Raw genomic sequence first — 15017 nt, forward strand, 5'->3', positions numbered from 1 at the left:
GGCGCAGCCCACCACACACAACAAAAATGCACTACAGCTAGAGGGCTTGCGTAAGTCCTACCTACTTAATTACCTCTGCCGCTTTTTCCTTGAGGCTTCGGACACTTTCTTGAGCACCTACTGAGTACTCTTGTCCAAATTGATTGAACGCCTCTCCTGAATCTCGAATGATATTCTGAACGCGCTCATCTAGCGGTACGCCATCACGAGCTTCCTGTTCAAATTCCCCCGTTGTTTTGGGTCTTTCAGAATTGCGATCGGTTTCTCGAATTCGTTCACGCATCCGTTCACCCAAAGATTTGTCAGTCTGCATCTGACTACTATCAGACGCGCTTAAGGCTATAGGGCTAACAGGAGGTAAAGCATAAGCAGCGCTTGAGTAAGCACTCACAAATATGAGCGCAGCGGCTAAAACTACAGTCAGGCTGCGTCTTAACAAGGAATAGGTGCTGGAAATTAGATTTTTCATAGACTCCACTACTGGGTTGAGAGATAGGCTCATAGCTAAAACATTGCAGTGGCAACCTAAGACTGAGATGCGTTCGGGTAGCCATTGCAGTCCGTTCCCACTACAGTCTTAAGGTAACTAAGACCTACTCCCTTACCCTCTAGCCAAAGTTATAGCTGTTGCCAGTTTGCTGAGGACATTTTGGGTGGGGCGCTTCGCGCCCCACCCAAAATGTCCTCAGCAAACCGCCTTGGCGGTTGCTATATGGCATTACGTAATTGAGTTAGGACGAGTTATTTTTTGAGAGCCGCGCGGAGCGCGGCTCTCAAAAAATAACTCGTTGGATCTAAGCGCGTAGCGCTATATATTCTGGCGGGTTAAAGACTTTCAATCGATCGGAATTTCGCGAATCGATTCACCCTCTCTAGAAAAATCTGTGCTGGCTGGCTGAAGATCATTCTCTCCGAACCAATCGTTGACTTTCTGCTTTGCCATGTCTTTTACGTCGGGCGTAATGCACATCGCCACTGCGCCCAAAGCCGTCACCAACGTGGCTAAATCGTCAGCATAGCCTGTGACTGGCACAAAGTCAGGTATAAGATCGGTAGGCAAAATGAAGTAAGCCAACGCGGAATAAATCACTGTTTTTGCCCACAGGGGAGTTTCGGGGCGCTGAGCCGCATAGAGCAGAATGAGCGCCTTCTCAATCACTTCTTTCCCCGCAATTTTGGCAAAATCCCTCAGTTTTTGCCAGAAACCCTGCTCTAGATCAGCTGCTGAATCTTGCCCTACCGAATCCGAAGTTTCCCTCATCTCGCTCCCATCCCTTTGCTTTCGATTAATTGGGCAGTCCTGGTAAAGTTGCTAACCCTCAACCTGACCACTTGACCCAATTTAGCCTGTAGCCCAGAGGATCAAAGCTTGCTGAAAGCAGGGATTTTACGAATGCAGGAATACGGATTTCAGATCACCTAGATTTCAGATCACCTAGATTTCAGATGACCCAGAGCTTCTAGCTAGAGCGATCGCGCGAAAATTCAACCGAGTAGCGCTGTCCATCTAGCAAACCCTTACCGCTAATCTTGTCTGGATTAGCATCTGCGTAGGTAATGCTTAAGATCCCAGAGGCATCGGCGTTGCCCGAACTCTCTACCTGAAGCCTGCTGTTTTGTCCTTCTAGCAAACGTCCACCCAGCGTTATGCTCCGTCCGTCTTCTAGAAGCAGCACTAGCGTCCGGTTAGACTCACTTCCATATTGGTAGGAAATACTGGTAATGCGAGCCGCCGATCGCCCTTCCAACAAAAACGTGCCGCTGCCGCGCACCGTATCGGCAGCAGCAGGTTGCACCATTACCACTAAGGGAGCGATCGCTGCCACTCCCATAAACGCCATTGATGCTAGCCCGTCAAACCCTGCCCAGTCTTGCTTGCGTCCCATATTCATATCTTAATCTTTAGTCCTATTTATCGATTCTACAAAGTTCTGATTTTATTAACTTCAGACATTTTCCCTGATCTGAGCGATCGCTGGCTCTGGTAGATACAGCCGATCCTCACTTGCATCGTACTCGAATAATTCAGCATAGCGCCCCCAGTCTACGGCTGTGGCAAATTGTTTCTCAGCTTCTTCATGAGGATAATATTCATCCAGCAAATCCAGGAAAAAATCTGCCCGCATCGACTGGCTTTTCTTCTCCCTCAAAGTCTGCGCCATACTGCTTAGCACCGGAACATTCTGCAACGCCTGCTGTTGAAACAGGTCTTTGCTTCGCAGAATCGTGGTGGTAGCAAAATCCTGGCCGATCGATGTCAGCTGTACATCGCCCTGAGAAACTTCGGCAAAGCCTAACAGCACCGCAGCATCCAGGATGGGCAGCAGATCGTCTACCTCAAGCTGAAGTCGATCGGCTAGTCGAGGAATATCATCTTTGCCGTCAGGTCGATCGACAATCAGCTCCAGCAGACCGCTAATGCCGCCCGATCGGGCATGGGGTAATGCTTGAGCATAGGGCGATCGCGGCACAGAGACGACTGGAGTAACTGCTACAGGGGCAGCGCTCGTTACTTCTACATCAGGATTGGTCATGACCGTGTAGATGTAATCCACGAGCGCCTTAAAGCGATCGCTCGTCCGGTCATGGGATCGCGGCAGGTCAATCACCACTTCGCCCCGCACCTGTCCAGGGTTAGAACCAAGAATAATGACGCGATCGGCTAAAAACACGCCTTCTTCAATGTTGTGCGTCACAATCAAAATGCTTTTGGAGGGAAAAGTTCCGGCATTCCACAGGTCATCGATTTCCCCCCGCAGGTTCTCAGAAGTCAGTACATCTAGGGCGCTGAATGGTTCATCCATAAACAATACCTGCGGTTCTAGCACAAACGCCCGCGCAAAGCCCACCCGCTGCTTCATGCCGCCTGACAGCTCCTTGGGATAAGCACTCTCGAAGCCGTCTAGCCCTACCAGGTCAATGGCTTTGAGCGCTCTTTGCCGTCGTTCTTCTCTGGGCACACCCTGAGCTTCTAGACCCAGCTCAACATTTTGCTGTACTGTCAGCCAGGGCAATAGGGCAAAACTTTGAAATACCATTGCCACATCGTTGTTTGCCCCTCGTAACGGCTTGCCGTTGCTCAGCACCCGTCCCTGGCTAGGGGAAATTAAACCTGCCATCGTCCGCAGCAGGGTACTTTTGCCGCTGCCGCTACGACCCAGCAAAGCCACAACCTCACCCGATCGCACCGTGACATTGATATCGCGAAGAACAGTAAATTCCCCTTTGCCATCGGGCAAGGGAAAGCTCTTGTGAACCTGCTCAACGGCAATTAAAACATCGGTCGCTGTCTGCACTGAGTTCATAATCTGCACCGCTCTTGTTGTATTTCGGGTTTAATTAGCAAGTTGAATCACAGATGATATTTCGTTTCTGCCAGATGATAGAGTCGCCGCCAGAGCACCCGGTTGATCCCCACCACAAATAGACTCATCATGCCAATGCCCAGCGTAATTCGCGGCCAGTCGCCAGTCTCTGTAGCTTCAGCAATATAAGCTCCCAGCCCCGTGGCAATCAGGGTCGTCTGACCCCAGGAAACCACTTCTGAGACAATACTGGCATTCCAGGCTCCGCCGCTAGCCGTGACTCCTCCCGTCACCCATGCCGAGAAAATGCCGGGAATAATCAGCCGCCGCCAGCGCTGCCAGCCTTTCAGCCCTACGTCAGTTGCCATCTCGCGCAAGTCAGTGGGAATGCTCTGGGCACCCGCGATCGAATTAAACAGGATATACCACTGGGAACCCAAAGCCATCAACAAGATACTGCCCCAGTTGATGCTGATGTTGGTATGAATGAAAAACAGCGTGGCAAAGGGGAAAATAAAGTTTGCTGGGAAAGAGGCAAGAAATTGCACGACGGGCTGCAACAGCCTTGCCAATTTTGGGTTGAAGCCGATCGCCACTCCAATCGGTGTCCAGACCAGCGTGGCAAAGATCAGCAGCGCTGTCACCCGCAGCAGCGTCAATAGCCCCAACCCAAAGGCTGTCACTACCTCGCCAATGCCCACGGTCGTCAGAATGAAATGAACGCCCGTCACCACTAGCGCCGCGACAATCATCAACAGAATCAGGTTATAGAGGCGATCGCTCGACCGATTCGGAGCCTTAATTTGAGCCGCAGGCGCAGGAGCCAGACCAGACAGCAGATGGTTCAGGCTCTCCTGCACAGGCGTCAAAGCTTTTCCCAACAAACGGGGAATTCGAGCTGCCTTCAGCAGGTCATAGACCCAAGATTCTGGCGCGTCGGCTGAGGCGCTCTGCTCCAAGCGAAATTTGTTTGACCAGGCAATCAGCGGTCGCCAGAAGAGCTGATCGGTAAGAATAATAATGATGGCGATCGTCAACAATGCCCAGCCCAAGGGAAGGAGATCTTGCTTGGCGAGCGCCGCCGCCACATAGGAGCCAATTCCGGGCAGCGTGTATGCCTGATTGAGGACGCTGATTGCCTCACTCGCGGTAACAAAAAACCAGCCGCCCCCAAAGCTCATCATCGCGTTCCAGACTAGACCGATCGTGGCAGAAGGCACCTCTAGCTTGGTGAACCGCTGCCAGCGCGACAGCCGATACAGCGTCATGGCTTCATCCAGATCTTTCGGCACCGTTTTTAGCGACTGATAAAACGAAAAGGTCATATTCCAGACCTGGCTGGTAAAAATGGCGAAAATTGATGCCGCTTCCAACCCCAGCAAGCTGCCGGGGAACAATGCAATAAATCCTGTAACCGTAACCGATAAAAAGCCCAGAACCGGAACAGATTGCAGAATGTCTAGCAGCGGCACCATGACCCGCTCGGCCCTAGGGCTGTTCGCTGCGACATAGCCATAGATCAGCGTGAACACCATCGAAAAGAACAGGGCAACGAACATTCGGAGGGTCGATCGCCCCGCATAATAAGGCAAGTTGCGCGGGTCTAGATCAATTCCTGGCACAACATCAGGCGGCTGAAAGCTGACCAACGTGCCTGCTCCAAGGCGGGCAACCAGCGCCAGCAGCAGTAAAGTGCCCAGGATCACTGCAACATCTGCCAGACCGAAGGGAAGCCGACGCAAGGCTTCCGGAGAAGGAAATGTGCGTCTCAGCATAATCTGGCAAGGGCTAGCATACTTTTCTGAATTAAGCAGGGATTACTGCCACAGTCTATAACAGAGCAGATGCCATAGCCTTTGCCTGAGGAAAATAATTAAGATTCAGTTTAGGATTCACCGGTAGATTTGGTCAGAAGATTGAGTCAGAGATTCAGCAGACCCTTTTCTTTAAGCTTGGGATCGAACCGAATTGGCATCTTAACGCCGCGCGCGTCTAGTTTCGCCAAAACTTCTTCCTCAACCCGCCGGGCAACTTTTTTGAGCGTCTTAATTTTGCCAGGATCATCACTCGCCTCGTAGATTGCTAGCTCTTCAGCCGTCATGGTCAACTTGGCGTCGATCGCCTGATTCCACATCGCCTCCCCAGCAGCATTGCCCACTGGAACCGAGCCATTCTCGGCAATCCAGGCTGCCCGCATCTCCTCAAGCAGCGTGCGGCTAGGACGATCGATGGTCTGCACTTTCATCCAGTAACAGCTCTGGGGCTGCCGCACTAAATGCTGTTTCAGGCTAAACCCCACGTCACGGGAATAGCCAATCATCTGGAGAATTTTTTCTTGGTCAAAAATGGCGTAGACTCCCACTTTGCCATCGAACTGGTCAGTCATTTGCCCCTCTGCGTCGAGGTAGACAATGTAGTCTAGCTCAGCGAGGGCAGTCATGCTCCCTCTCCTTGCGGAAGAGCGTAAAGCTTGCGATAGATGGCACAGAGGCGACTCGGCTGAAACACCTTTGCCTTAAACATGAAATTGGGCGGCACATTAATAATGGCGTAGTCTGGCTGAAGGTACTGCTCGTATTCGGCAGGCATACCTCGCGGAGTTGTGGGGGTATAGGGAATGGGTTGAAATAAGAGTTCGGTAAACTCAAGGCGATCGCCCCCCGCTTGTGCCGCCACCTGTTCTAGAAATCCGGGATTGGTCAGTAGGCTAAACAGCTCCGCTTTGACTTCGGGTGCCAAGGTAAAGCTGCCGTCATACCGATCGACAATTTTGATTTGAGCCATGAACCAGAAAAATTTAGGATAAAAAATTCAAGCTACAAAATTAAGCTTAAGCTACAGAATAAAGCCAAGACTGAGCAGCAACCCGCTCCAGAAATGCAGCGCTACGGCAATAAATTTGCAGTTTTTCACGTTGTCGGGCTTGTCATGATTTTCTAGCACGTGCCGACAGAGCTTTAGAGCAGAGGGCAGACTGGCAAAAATCATCAATGTCCAAAGAGGGAAACTGCCGATCGCCACTCCTATGACCGTCAAGCCGTAGAGACTGCCGCAGAGCCAGGGTAAAAGCTGTGCGCCGCGCAGGGTTCCAAGCCGGACAATAGGCGATCGCTTCCCTGCATTTAGATCATCCTCTACCTGATGAAAGTGAGAGCAAAGCAAGATCAGACTCGTGCTGATGCCCAAAATCACCGAGACCACCAGCGCCGTCACCGACCAGGATTGGGCTTGGCTGTAGTATGCCGCAGACACCGCCAACGGCCCAAAGCTAAAAAAACAGAGAATCTCGCCCAATCCCTGATAGCCCAGGCGAAAGGGAGGCCCTTGATAGAGATATCCCAACCCACAGCACAGTAGAACCAGCAGCACAACGGTGGGGTCTTGTTGCAGGTAGGCGATCGCTAAGATTCCAGCAATCCCGGCTGCCAGACAAAGCGTTCCTAGCCAAAACACCAGAGCTTTGTTTCCGGTCAGATTAACCACAGAATGATGCTTGTTGTGATCGATGCCCGTCTCCGCATCGAACAGATCATTATGGATATTTTCCCAGGCCAAAATCAAAATAGCGGATATTAAAAAGATGCTGAAGGTACCCCAATGAACCCTCTGAGTTTTGGCATAGGCAACGGCTGTTCCCAACGCAATGGGCATGATGGCGACACTGTACATGGGAGGCTTGATTGCCGCCATCCATAGCTTACGTTTGTCGGGCAAATTGGCGGGAGAAGGAGTTGGACTGGAGTACCGAACTGAATCGATCGTCATAGATTTTCCTTAAACGCTTCTCTGAGCCGCGTTTGAAGTCGTGAGGCTGCCGAGAACAACAGGACTCATTATAAAGTGCAGCCGCCACGTTCCGCGCAGAGAGGGCGAGAAGCGAAATGATCTGTTAAATTGCGGAGCCTGTCTCAGGCTGTAAAGGAGATTGTCGTTACGAATGCCACAGCAGCAATAACGAATGTAATAACGAATGCTGTAACGGTCATGAACGCTGCGCCCTTGATTACAAGCGCTGTAGCATTCGCCAAGAACGCTGTAACGTCAGCCCCAGCCAGAGCGATCGCCCTATGACCCGCGAAAAGTGTAAGCAGGCAGAATTCTTGGCATACTGAAGTCTTCAGATCCTTTTATCTAAGACACGAGGCAAAGCCATGGGACAGTACGATCGCGTAATCATGATGGCAGAAGATGAGCTGACGCAATACAGCACTGACGCTCGTAAAATCGAAAAGCTGCGGCAAAAGATTGGTCTGTCGGTTTCGCTAGCCGAACAAAAGCAAATTAAAGCGGTGCTAATGTCCGAGCTACCTAACGAGGGTTTAAGCAAGCTGCTAGAGACTCAGCGCCAGACGATCGCTCTTCCCTTTTGGGGAATTGCTGGACTAGGTCTACTATTTGGCATCTCTATGTTTCAGCCGCTAGATTTTTTGGCAACTATTGGAGGCACTGCTGCGGCGATCGTTATTCAAAAGCGGGGCTGGAAGCTGCAAGCCAAACGTCTGGTTTTGAATACGCTAGAAGAAATCGAGCGTGCCCGTAATCCTGTGGTCAGCTAGGAGTCTTTTGGCTGACCCGCCGATGCCTCTAGAGAAATGAGACGCAGTAAAAATGAAGCATAGGTGAAACAACGGGTAGTAGTTTTACGGGTAAACTCAACCAACTTCACCCTCGCTTCCGAAATCTACGCATTATTTACGAACCAAGGGTTAGCGCTCCGGTGCTAGCTTATGACGAAAGGCTCTGTCTTAGGGATCATCCTAGCCAGGGGCTTAGTAGCCAGGGTTATAGTAGCTAAGCATCTTTTGCAACTTCTCTGCGATCTCAGCAAGACTACGGTACTGATATGCGCATTGCTCCCCTTACGGCAAATGAATCCGAGCGACTTGTGGCGCTCCAGCAGTGCAAAATTCTGGACACATCGCCCGAACGCGCTTTTGATGATATCTGCCAGGTAGCGGCATATATTTGCCAAACGCCGATCGCCCTTGTGAGCTTGGTGGATGAACAGCGACAGTGGTTTAAGGCAAGAGTGGGATTAGCGGTGAATGAAACCCATCGCAACATAGCTTTTTGTACCCATGCCATTCTGCAAGATGATGTGTTTATCGTCCCGGATGCGCTGGCTGACAAGCGGTTTGCTGACAATCCTCTGGCGATCGGTGAACCCTTTGTGCGATTTTATGCGGGTGTGCCGTTGACCACATCTGAGGGCTATCGTCTAGGCACGCTGTGTGTGATCGACCATGTGCCTCGGCAGCTCACTTCCAAGCAAATCAACACCCTCAAGGCGCTAGGGCAGCAGGTTGTCGATCAGATCGAGATCCGTCGAAATCTAGCCGAAATTGAGCGATCGGTCATTAGCTCTGAAGCCAATCGCGCCGTTAGACTCACCAAAGATCCCTTTATTAGAAGAGTCGCAGTCTGGCTAGGCATTGCATCTGCCGTGTTGCTGACAGTCAATGGGTTGTTTTACTATCAGATTGCCGAAATGCGATCGTCTCAAACGCCAGAAGAACCGCAAACCTCTGAAAGCTTAGAACTAGAAAAGCTGGAGTTGGCGAGAAACAGATCCTCGATCGATCGGATAGCCTATACCTCCACTGTAGGAACGCTTTTAGAACTTATAACCCTAGCAGGTGTCTTCTATTTCATTCGCGAGGATCTAAAAAAAAGGCAAAGTATAGAACAAAATCTGGAACAAGAGCGTGACTTCATAACAGCAATCTTAGATACTACAGATACTCTCGTTATTGTTCTAGATTTAGCTGGGAGAATTATTCGTTTTAATCAAAAATGTGCCGATATTACTGAATACTCCTTCTCTGAAGTTCGGAATAAGTTTTTTTGGAATATTTTTCTCGATTCTAATGACGCAGAGTTTATGCAGTCAGCTTTTTCGGCAGGCAACTCTTCTGACCTTCCGAAACACCATGAAAACAACTGGATTACTCGGAAGGGCGATCGCCGTCTTATCGCCTGGACTAACACCGTTCTCCTAGATGCCAAAGGAAAGACAAAATATATTATCGGTACTGGAATTGACATCACAGAAAGGAAGCGCGCTGAGATTGAGCTACGCCAGACCGAGGAAAAATATCGCAGCATCTTCGAGAACTCGATCGTCGGCATTTTTCAAGCTACACCTGAGGGACGTTTACTAAACGCCAACTCGGCTCTAGCTAAGATTTACGGCTATGAGTCTCCACAAGACTTTATCTCAAGCGTAACCAATATTGCTAAGCAGCTTTATGTTGACCCCACTCTACGGCAAGCTCTGCTAGAGCGGATGAAAACGCAGGATCAGATAACCGATGTAGAGTCTCAGGTTTATCGCAAAGACGGCAGTATGACCTGGATCTCTGAGAGCGTACGGGCAATTCGTGACAACAGCGGCGATGTGCTGCACTACGAAGGTTCGGCGGTAGATATTAGCGAAGCCAAGCGCGCTGAGGCTGAACGCCAGCACATCCAAGGGCAAGAAGTTCTTCGTAATCAGCATCTGGCAGAGCAGAATGAAGCATTGGATTTGGCACGCAAACGGGCTGAACAGGCAGCTCAGATGAAAAGCACTTTTTTGGCAACCATGAGTCATGAAATCCGCACACCGCTGAATGCTGTTTTGGGCATGACTGGATTACTCCTTGATACTCGTTTGGATGCACAGCAGTATGATTTCGCCGAAACGATTCGCACTAGCGGCAATCACCTGCTGATGTTGCTGAACGAAATTCTAGATTTCTCCAAGCTGGAAGCAGGCGAAATGGAGCTGGAGATCTTAGATTTTGATGTCGTTTCTTGCGCCGAAGAAGTGACCGATCTGCTGGCGGCATCAGCCCATGCTAAACAGCTAGAGATTGCTGCCTGGGTGGAACCCAATGTGCCCACTCGACTGCGGGGTGATGTCAGCCGTTTGCGTCAGGTGTTGACCAATTTGGTTAGTAACGCGATTAAATTTACGGCAACGGGCGAAGTGGTGATTCGGGTTTCGCTGCAATCTGAGACGCAATCTGAGACGCAATCTAAAGCAAAAACAGCAGATTCAGGCGCGATCGCCACCCTGCTATTCTCAGTAGAGGATACCGGGATGGGCATTGCGCCAGACGGTTTAAAGAAGTTGTTTCTACCTTTTTCTCAGGTTGACGCTTCCACTACGCGCAAATTTGGCGGCACGGGCTTAGGGCTAGCTATTTGCAAGCAGCTTGTAGAGCTGATGGGCAGTACCATTCAAGTGAGCAGCACCCCCGGACAAGGCTCGAAGTTTCAGTTTGAACTTGCCTTTGAAAAGCAGCCCCAGGTTGCCATGCCGTTGGTAACGGACAGTCTGCGGGGACTGCGGCTCCTGATTGTGGATGACAGCCCCACTAACCGCAAAATCCTACAGCATCAGGCAGCTGCTTGGGGAATGCGGGTCGAAGAGGCAGCAAGCGGCGAGGAAGCCTGGAAAATGCTGGAATCTGGGCTGCTTCAGGGTCGTTCCTATGACATCATCATCTTAGACATGCAAATGCCCAGCATGGATGGAGAAGCAGTCGGAAAAGCCATCAGGGCTAATCCTCTGTTAGCTAACACTAAGCTAGTGATGTTGACCTCACTCAACCAAAAGGGCATGAATCGGGTGCAGGAATTGGGATTCTCTGCTTATCTGATAAAACCCGTGAAGCAGTCTCGCTTGTTTGACTGCTTGATACAGGTGATGAATTCTGAAGCGGGTCACCTGGCGTTGAGGGACGATCGCCCCTCTCAACCCCTCTCTGCTCTCCCCGATCGCTCCTCAAAAAAGCTCAAAATTCTCCTGGTCGAAGATAGCCTAGTCAATCAAAAAGTCGCGCTAAACCAACTCAAAAACCTGGGCTATGCAGCTGACGTTGCCGCCAACGGTAGAGAGGCATTGGATTTGGTGTCGCAGATCGGCTACGACGTGATTTTCATGGATTGTCAGATGCCGATCATGGATGGATATGAGGCAACTCAAGCCATCCGGCAGCTTCAGGAGCATGAGCTTCAGGAGCATGAGCTTCAGGGTTTAACCCGATATCCGGTCATTATTGCTATGACGGCTAATGCGATGAAAGAAGATCACGATCGCTGCCTTCAGGTCGGCATGGATGATTACCTCAGCAAGCCTGTACAAAAGCAGGTGCTAGCCGATAAGTTAATTCATTGGAGTCAGGCGATCGCCGCCAGATCTTAGACCAATCTTTGCCCAACTCCAAAGAATCAATTAACCGATCGCCTTGGCACTCTGTTGACGATGCAGCAGCATTGCCTGAACGAATTTCTCAAACAAATAGTCTGCATCATGGGGACCCGGACTCGCCTCTGGGTGATACTGCACCGAGAATAGCGGCAGGGTTTTATGGCGTAGACCCGCCACCGTGCGATCGTTCAAATTCAGGTGCGTGATCTCCACTTCGACATTGGGCAAAGAATCAGCGCTAATGGCAAAGCCGTGATTTTGGCTGGTGATTTCTACGGGCTGCTGACTCATGCCGCAGGGCTGATTGAGTCCCCGATGCCCAAATTTCAGCTTGAAGGTTTCAGCTCCCAGAGACAAACCCAAAATTTGATGTCCCATACAGATACCAAACATTGGCTTTTCGCTGGTCAAGAGCGCTTTAGTAGTGGCGATGCCCTCTGCTACGGTTGCCGGATCGCCAGGCCCATTCGAGAGAAAGATGCCATCTGGGTTGTACTTGAGGATGTCTTCGGGCGGCGTGTCTACGGGTACGACAATGACCCGACAGCCGTAGCTGGCTAGCCGTCGCAAGATATTTTTCTTGATACCAAAGTCGATCGCCACAACGGTCAGAGGTTCGGTTGGAGCCTGGGCGATCGCGGTCGAGGTCGGTTTAATCGTATAGTCCCAGGCAGCATCCGTCGTTTCAGACCATTCGTATGCCGATTGCGTGCTGACTTCGCGCACCAGATTTAGCCCTGCCATGCTGGGGGCTTCCTGCACCCGCATCAACAAATCGGCTGGATCAAGAATTTCGGTAGAGATGCCGCCATTCATCGCGCCTGCCGATCGCAGCTTGCGGGTCAGAGCGCGAGTGTCAATGCCGTAAATGCCGGGAATCCCATACTTCTTCAGGTAATCTTGCAGCGATTGAGTCGATCGCCAGTTGCTGGGGCGAGAGCAGATGTTTCGGGCGATCGCCCCTTTAATCTGCGGACGACCTGACTCTTCGTCTTCAGGATTAACGCCCGTATTTCCTAACTCAGGATAGGTAAAGGTAATAATTTGCCCTCGGTAGCTTGGATCGGTCAGCACCTCCTGGTAGCCCGTCATGCCTGTGTTAAATACCACCTCGCCGATGGCAGTAGCCGATGCACCAAACGACCACCCTCGATAGGTTGTTCCATCTGCCAAGACGAGTAATGCAGGCTGAGCACCAGAGAACAGCATAGAATTCCTCTCATGAATAGGTTGAATAGAATCTGAATAGCAAGCGTTCTTATCCTACGTCTGTAGGGGGAAGATGAACAGTCACAACGGTGACGGTTATAGCTGTCGCTAGTTTGCTTAGGACATTTTTGGTGGGGCGCTTAGCGCCCCACCAAAAATGTCCCCGTCCTAACCGCCTTGGCAGTTGCTATAAAAGAAGGGTTAAGGGTGTAGCCTGCCTCCTGTAGGGTCGGTCAGCCCGCCTGCCCAAAATTTAGCAAGCACAATAAATATTTGCGATCGTGTAATATGCGAGGCTATCTTGCTAAGCTTATATTTCAGGAGTTATTGTCCAGACCACCTGTACATTAACCGTTCCCGCCATCCAATTTCTCAATTACCTTAACCGCGCCTGATGGGTTTCTGGAAAAGCTTATTTAGCACTTCTGATGCCGCCCTGCCCAAGACCACCGAAGCGGATGGTTCCTCTGCTCAGGGCGTTATGGTGGGCAACTCTCGTATTTTCTTTAGCACCGATCGCGAAATCGATCTCTACGAGCTAGAAGAGCTTTGTGATGCGGTGGGTTGGTCGCGCCGTCCTTTAAGAAAAGTTAAGAAAGCTATTCAATTTAGCTTTCTGGTGGTTTCTATGTGGGAGCAGAAGGGCGCAAGTAAGCGGCTGGTAGGCTTCTCGCGGGCAACCTCTGATCACGCATTTAACGCCACTATTTGGGATGTGGTGATTCACCCAGATTTTCAGAGCAAAGGGCTAGGAAAAGCCTTAATGCGTCAGATGATTAAAAAGCTCCGCAGCGAGGACATCAGCAACATTACGCTGTTTGCCGACCCGCAGGTAGTCGAATTTTATCGGGGTCTAGGGTTTATGCAAGATCCTGAAGGCATTAAAGGTATGTTTTGGTATCCAGATTAGGGGACTTATATTCATGTGATGATTTTCTACTGGGTGTGCAAAGCGCACCCAGTAGAAAATCATCACATTTTGACAATTACCCTAGATGAGTTGGGTATCCAGATTAGCCCTTGGGCGCGGCGCGGCGAGCCTGGAGCTGAATAGCCTGCTCAATCCACTGGGCAACTTCACCAAATCCAGGACAAAGATCCTGCCGCTGCATTGTGGCAATTTGCAGCTTGAGAACCTGCTGGTGCAATCGGGCGATCGGGGTCTGAGCCAACTGTCCCGGAGAGCTAATACCCGCGTGCAGCAGCAGTCCACAATATTGACAGCCTACTGTTGGAATGCAGGCAAGGTGAGCCAGCGCCGCCCACTTGTTGACATGCTGAATAGGAATTTGCATTTCAGCCGCCAGAATTTGCCGCTGGTCGGGCGTCTGAGCCTTTTGAAGAAGCTGAAACGTGGTGTGAATGCCGCAGCCCACTAAGCTAGCCTCATCTTGAGGGCTGATGCCGGGTAGCTGAGCGATCGCCCAATTGCTAGGTTTCAATTGACTAGGTTTCAATGGAACGATTTTCGGCTGAGGCGGTTCCATAAATTTTGAGGGTATTGAAAAATCTATTGAGGCTGGTCGTCCAGCAAAACTCTGAGCGAGAATGACGATCGGCGATTGGCGACTACATCAATTTGATAGCGCCCCTGGTCAAAAATCCGACCTGACCAGTTTCTCACCTCGTTGCCCCCTTCTACCAACTCACCGTTAGGATAGCGCACGTTAATCGAGACTCTGCCCTCTAAAACCTCAGCGCTAAGAATCTGCCCAGGCTGGACATCGACGAGATAGCGCTTGGTGACTTCGTCGCTTGCCCTGTCGGAAAACTCGACCGGACGACCTAGAGACACATTCAGCGGCGTAGTTTCAATCTGCGGCTCTGTAGGCGGCAGCGTATCAATCGGGCTGGGCGATTCGGGTGAAGGCGAGGGCGAAGGGAGAGGCTGAAGGTTAAGATTCAGCCGAAAATCGCTTTCGGGCAGACCTTTAACAGGGCTAAGCCGCACCACATAGTCTCCCGTGTAGGTGAGCGCCCCTTGCCAAGCCGGAACGCGATCAACGACGGGTTCCCGATTGGGCGCTAGCACCGTCAGCAGCACTCCTTCTCCTTCCAGCGAGGCATTCAGCGTTTGTCCTTGCTCAGCCGGAATGACATAGGCAATGGTTTCATTCGATCGCAAATTGCCCTGGAAGGTTTTGGTTTCGCTATCAGGCAGCAGGATTCCTTCTAGCCGCTGGCTATATTCCGTCGGCTGTGTGGGCGGGGGCGTAGGAGTGGGGGTCGGGGTGGGCGTGGGGGTCGGGGTGGGCGTGGGCGTGAGGGAAACTGTGGGAGTCGGCGTGGGGCTGGCGATAGGCTGA

The 15017-nt window shown here is 51.0% G+C and carries 13 protein-coding genes and 1 pseudogene; 3 read left to right on the forward strand and 11 right to left on the reverse strand.

Features of this window, described 5'->3' with window-relative positions:
• Positions 1–61: 61 nt before the first annotated feature.
• From AC5JMP_RS25415 to menA, 8 genes are all read right to left on the reverse strand, one after another.
• Positions 62–313, reverse strand: a complete 252-nt coding sequence (locus AC5JMP_RS25415) for a hypothetical protein (RefSeq protein ID WP_495854300.1) — start codon at positions 311–313, stop codon at positions 62–64.
• A 522-nt stretch (positions 314–835) separates the two neighbouring features.
• Positions 836–1261, reverse strand: a complete 426-nt coding sequence (locus tag AC5JMP_RS25420) for a YkvA family protein (RefSeq protein ID WP_495854301.1) — start codon at positions 1259–1261, stop codon at positions 836–838.
• Between the two features lie 199 nt (positions 1262–1460).
• Positions 1461–1886: a hypothetical protein gene (locus AC5JMP_RS25425; protein ID WP_495854302.1), complete on the reverse strand. Its 426-nt coding sequence runs from the start codon at positions 1884–1886 to the stop codon at positions 1461–1463.
• A gap of 60 nt (positions 1887–1946) precedes the next feature.
• Positions 1947–3305: an ABC transporter ATP-binding protein gene (locus AC5JMP_RS25430; RefSeq protein ID WP_495854303.1), complete on the reverse strand. Its 1359-nt coding sequence runs from the start codon at positions 3303–3305 to the stop codon at positions 1947–1949.
• A gap of 47 nt (positions 3306–3352) precedes the next feature.
• Positions 3353–5080, reverse strand: coding sequence for an ABC transporter permease (locus AC5JMP_RS25435; protein WP_495854304.1), 1728 nt, complete (start codon positions 5078–5080; stop codon positions 3353–3355).
• A 146-nt stretch (positions 5081–5226) separates the two neighbouring features.
• A complete protein-coding gene (locus tag AC5JMP_RS25440) occupies positions 5227–5745 on the reverse strand; it encodes a GIY-YIG nuclease family protein (protein ID WP_495854305.1) in 519 nt (172 codons plus the stop codon).
• Positions 5742–6089: a hypothetical protein gene (locus tag AC5JMP_RS25445; RefSeq protein ID WP_495854306.1), complete on the reverse strand. Its 348-nt coding sequence runs from the start codon at positions 6087–6089 to the stop codon at positions 5742–5744. The genes AC5JMP_RS25440 and AC5JMP_RS25445 overlap by 4 nt, the downstream gene beginning before the upstream one ends.
• A gap of 51 nt (positions 6090–6140) precedes the next feature.
• Positions 6141–7070, reverse strand: coding sequence for a 2-carboxy-1,4-naphthoquinone phytyltransferase (gene menA, locus AC5JMP_RS25450; RefSeq protein ID WP_495854307.1), 930 nt, complete (start codon positions 7068–7070; stop codon positions 6141–6143).
• 386 nt (positions 7071–7456) lie between these two features.
• On the opposite strand from menA, the gene AC5JMP_RS25455 reads away from it, so the two are divergent.
• Together AC5JMP_RS25455 and AC5JMP_RS25460 are read left to right on the forward strand one after the other, a co-directional pair.
• Positions 7457–7861 carry a hypothetical protein gene (locus AC5JMP_RS25455; RefSeq protein ID WP_495854308.1) on the forward strand — a complete coding sequence of 135 codons (405 nt, stop codon included), beginning with the start codon at positions 7457–7459 and terminating at the stop codon, positions 7859–7861.
• 287 nt (positions 7862–8148) lie between these two features.
• Positions 8149–11496: a response regulator gene (locus tag AC5JMP_RS25460; RefSeq protein WP_495854309.1), complete on the forward strand. Its 3348-nt coding sequence runs from the start codon at positions 8149–8151 to the stop codon at positions 11494–11496.
• Positions 11497–11526: 30 nt separating this feature from the next.
• On the opposite strand, the gene carA is transcribed toward AC5JMP_RS25460, so the two are convergent.
• Positions 11527–12711 (reverse strand): glutamine-hydrolyzing carbamoyl-phosphate synthase small subunit, encoded by a 1185-nt coding sequence (gene carA, locus AC5JMP_RS25465; RefSeq protein WP_495854310.1) that lies wholly within the window; start codon positions 12709–12711, stop codon positions 11527–11529.
• A 394-nt stretch (positions 12712–13105) separates the two neighbouring features.
• Between carA and AC5JMP_RS25470 the strand changes: the two genes are divergently transcribed.
• A complete protein-coding gene (locus AC5JMP_RS25470; RefSeq protein ID WP_495854311.1) occupies positions 13106–13621 on the forward strand; it encodes a GNAT family N-acetyltransferase in 516 nt (171 codons plus the stop codon).
• A 103-nt stretch (positions 13622–13724) separates the two neighbouring features.
• Here the strand turns inward: AC5JMP_RS25470 and AC5JMP_RS25475 are convergent, their stop codons facing one another.
• On the reverse strand, positions 13725–14198 hold the full coding sequence (locus AC5JMP_RS25475; RefSeq protein WP_495854312.1) for a DUF4332 domain-containing protein: 474 nt from the start codon (positions 14196–14198) through the stop codon (positions 13725–13727).
• Between the two features lie 23 nt (positions 14199–14221).
• Positions 14222–15017: pseudogene (locus tag AC5JMP_RS25480) on the reverse strand (serine/threonine protein kinase); the annotation flags it as partial.

The sequence above is a fragment of the Drouetiella sp. genome, from assembly GCF_059504425.1.

Bases quoted from the DNA above. Each gene is read 5' to 3' on its own strand.
- AC5JMP_RS25460 (WP_495854309.1), top strand. From the start codon at position 8,149: ATGCGCATTGCTCCCCTTACGGCAAATGAATCCGAGCGACTTGTGGCG.
- menA (WP_495854307.1), bottom strand. From the start codon at position 7,070: ATGACGATCGATTCAGTTCGGTACTCCAGTCCAACTCCTTCTCCCGCC.
- AC5JMP_RS25420 (WP_495854301.1), bottom strand. From the start codon at position 1,261: ATGAGGGAAACTTCGGATTCGGTAGGGCAAGATTCAGCAGCTGATCTA.
- AC5JMP_RS25470 (WP_495854311.1), top strand. From the start codon at position 13,106: ATGGGTTTCTGGAAAAGCTTATTTAGCACTTCTGATGCCGCCCTGCCC.
- carA (WP_495854310.1), bottom strand. From the start codon at position 12,711: ATGCTGTTCTCTGGTGCTCAGCCTGCATTACTCGTCTTGGCAGATGGA.
- AC5JMP_RS25440 (WP_495854305.1), bottom strand. From the start codon at position 5,745: ATGACTGCCCTCGCTGAGCTAGACTACATTGTCTACCTCGACGCAGAG.
- AC5JMP_RS25455 (WP_495854308.1), top strand. From the start codon at position 7,457: ATGGGACAGTACGATCGCGTAATCATGATGGCAGAAGATGAGCTGACG.
- AC5JMP_RS25430 (WP_495854303.1), bottom strand. From the start codon at position 3,305: ATGAACTCAGTGCAGACAGCGACCGATGTTTTAATTGCCGTTGAGCAG.
- AC5JMP_RS25435 (WP_495854304.1), bottom strand. From the start codon at position 5,080: ATGCTGAGACGCACATTTCCTTCTCCGGAAGCCTTGCGTCGGCTTCCC.
- AC5JMP_RS25415 (WP_495854300.1), bottom strand. From the start codon at position 313: ATGCAGACTGACAAATCTTTGGGTGAACGGATGCGTGAACGAATTCGA.
- AC5JMP_RS25475 (WP_495854312.1), bottom strand. From the start codon at position 14,198: ATGGAACCGCCTCAGCCGAAAATCGTTCCATTGAAACCTAGTCAATTG.
- AC5JMP_RS25425 (WP_495854302.1), bottom strand. From the start codon at position 1,886: ATGGGACGCAAGCAAGACTGGGCAGGGTTTGACGGGCTAGCATCAATG.
- AC5JMP_RS25445 (WP_495854306.1), bottom strand. From the start codon at position 6,089: ATGGCTCAAATCAAAATTGTCGATCGGTATGACGGCAGCTTTACCTTG.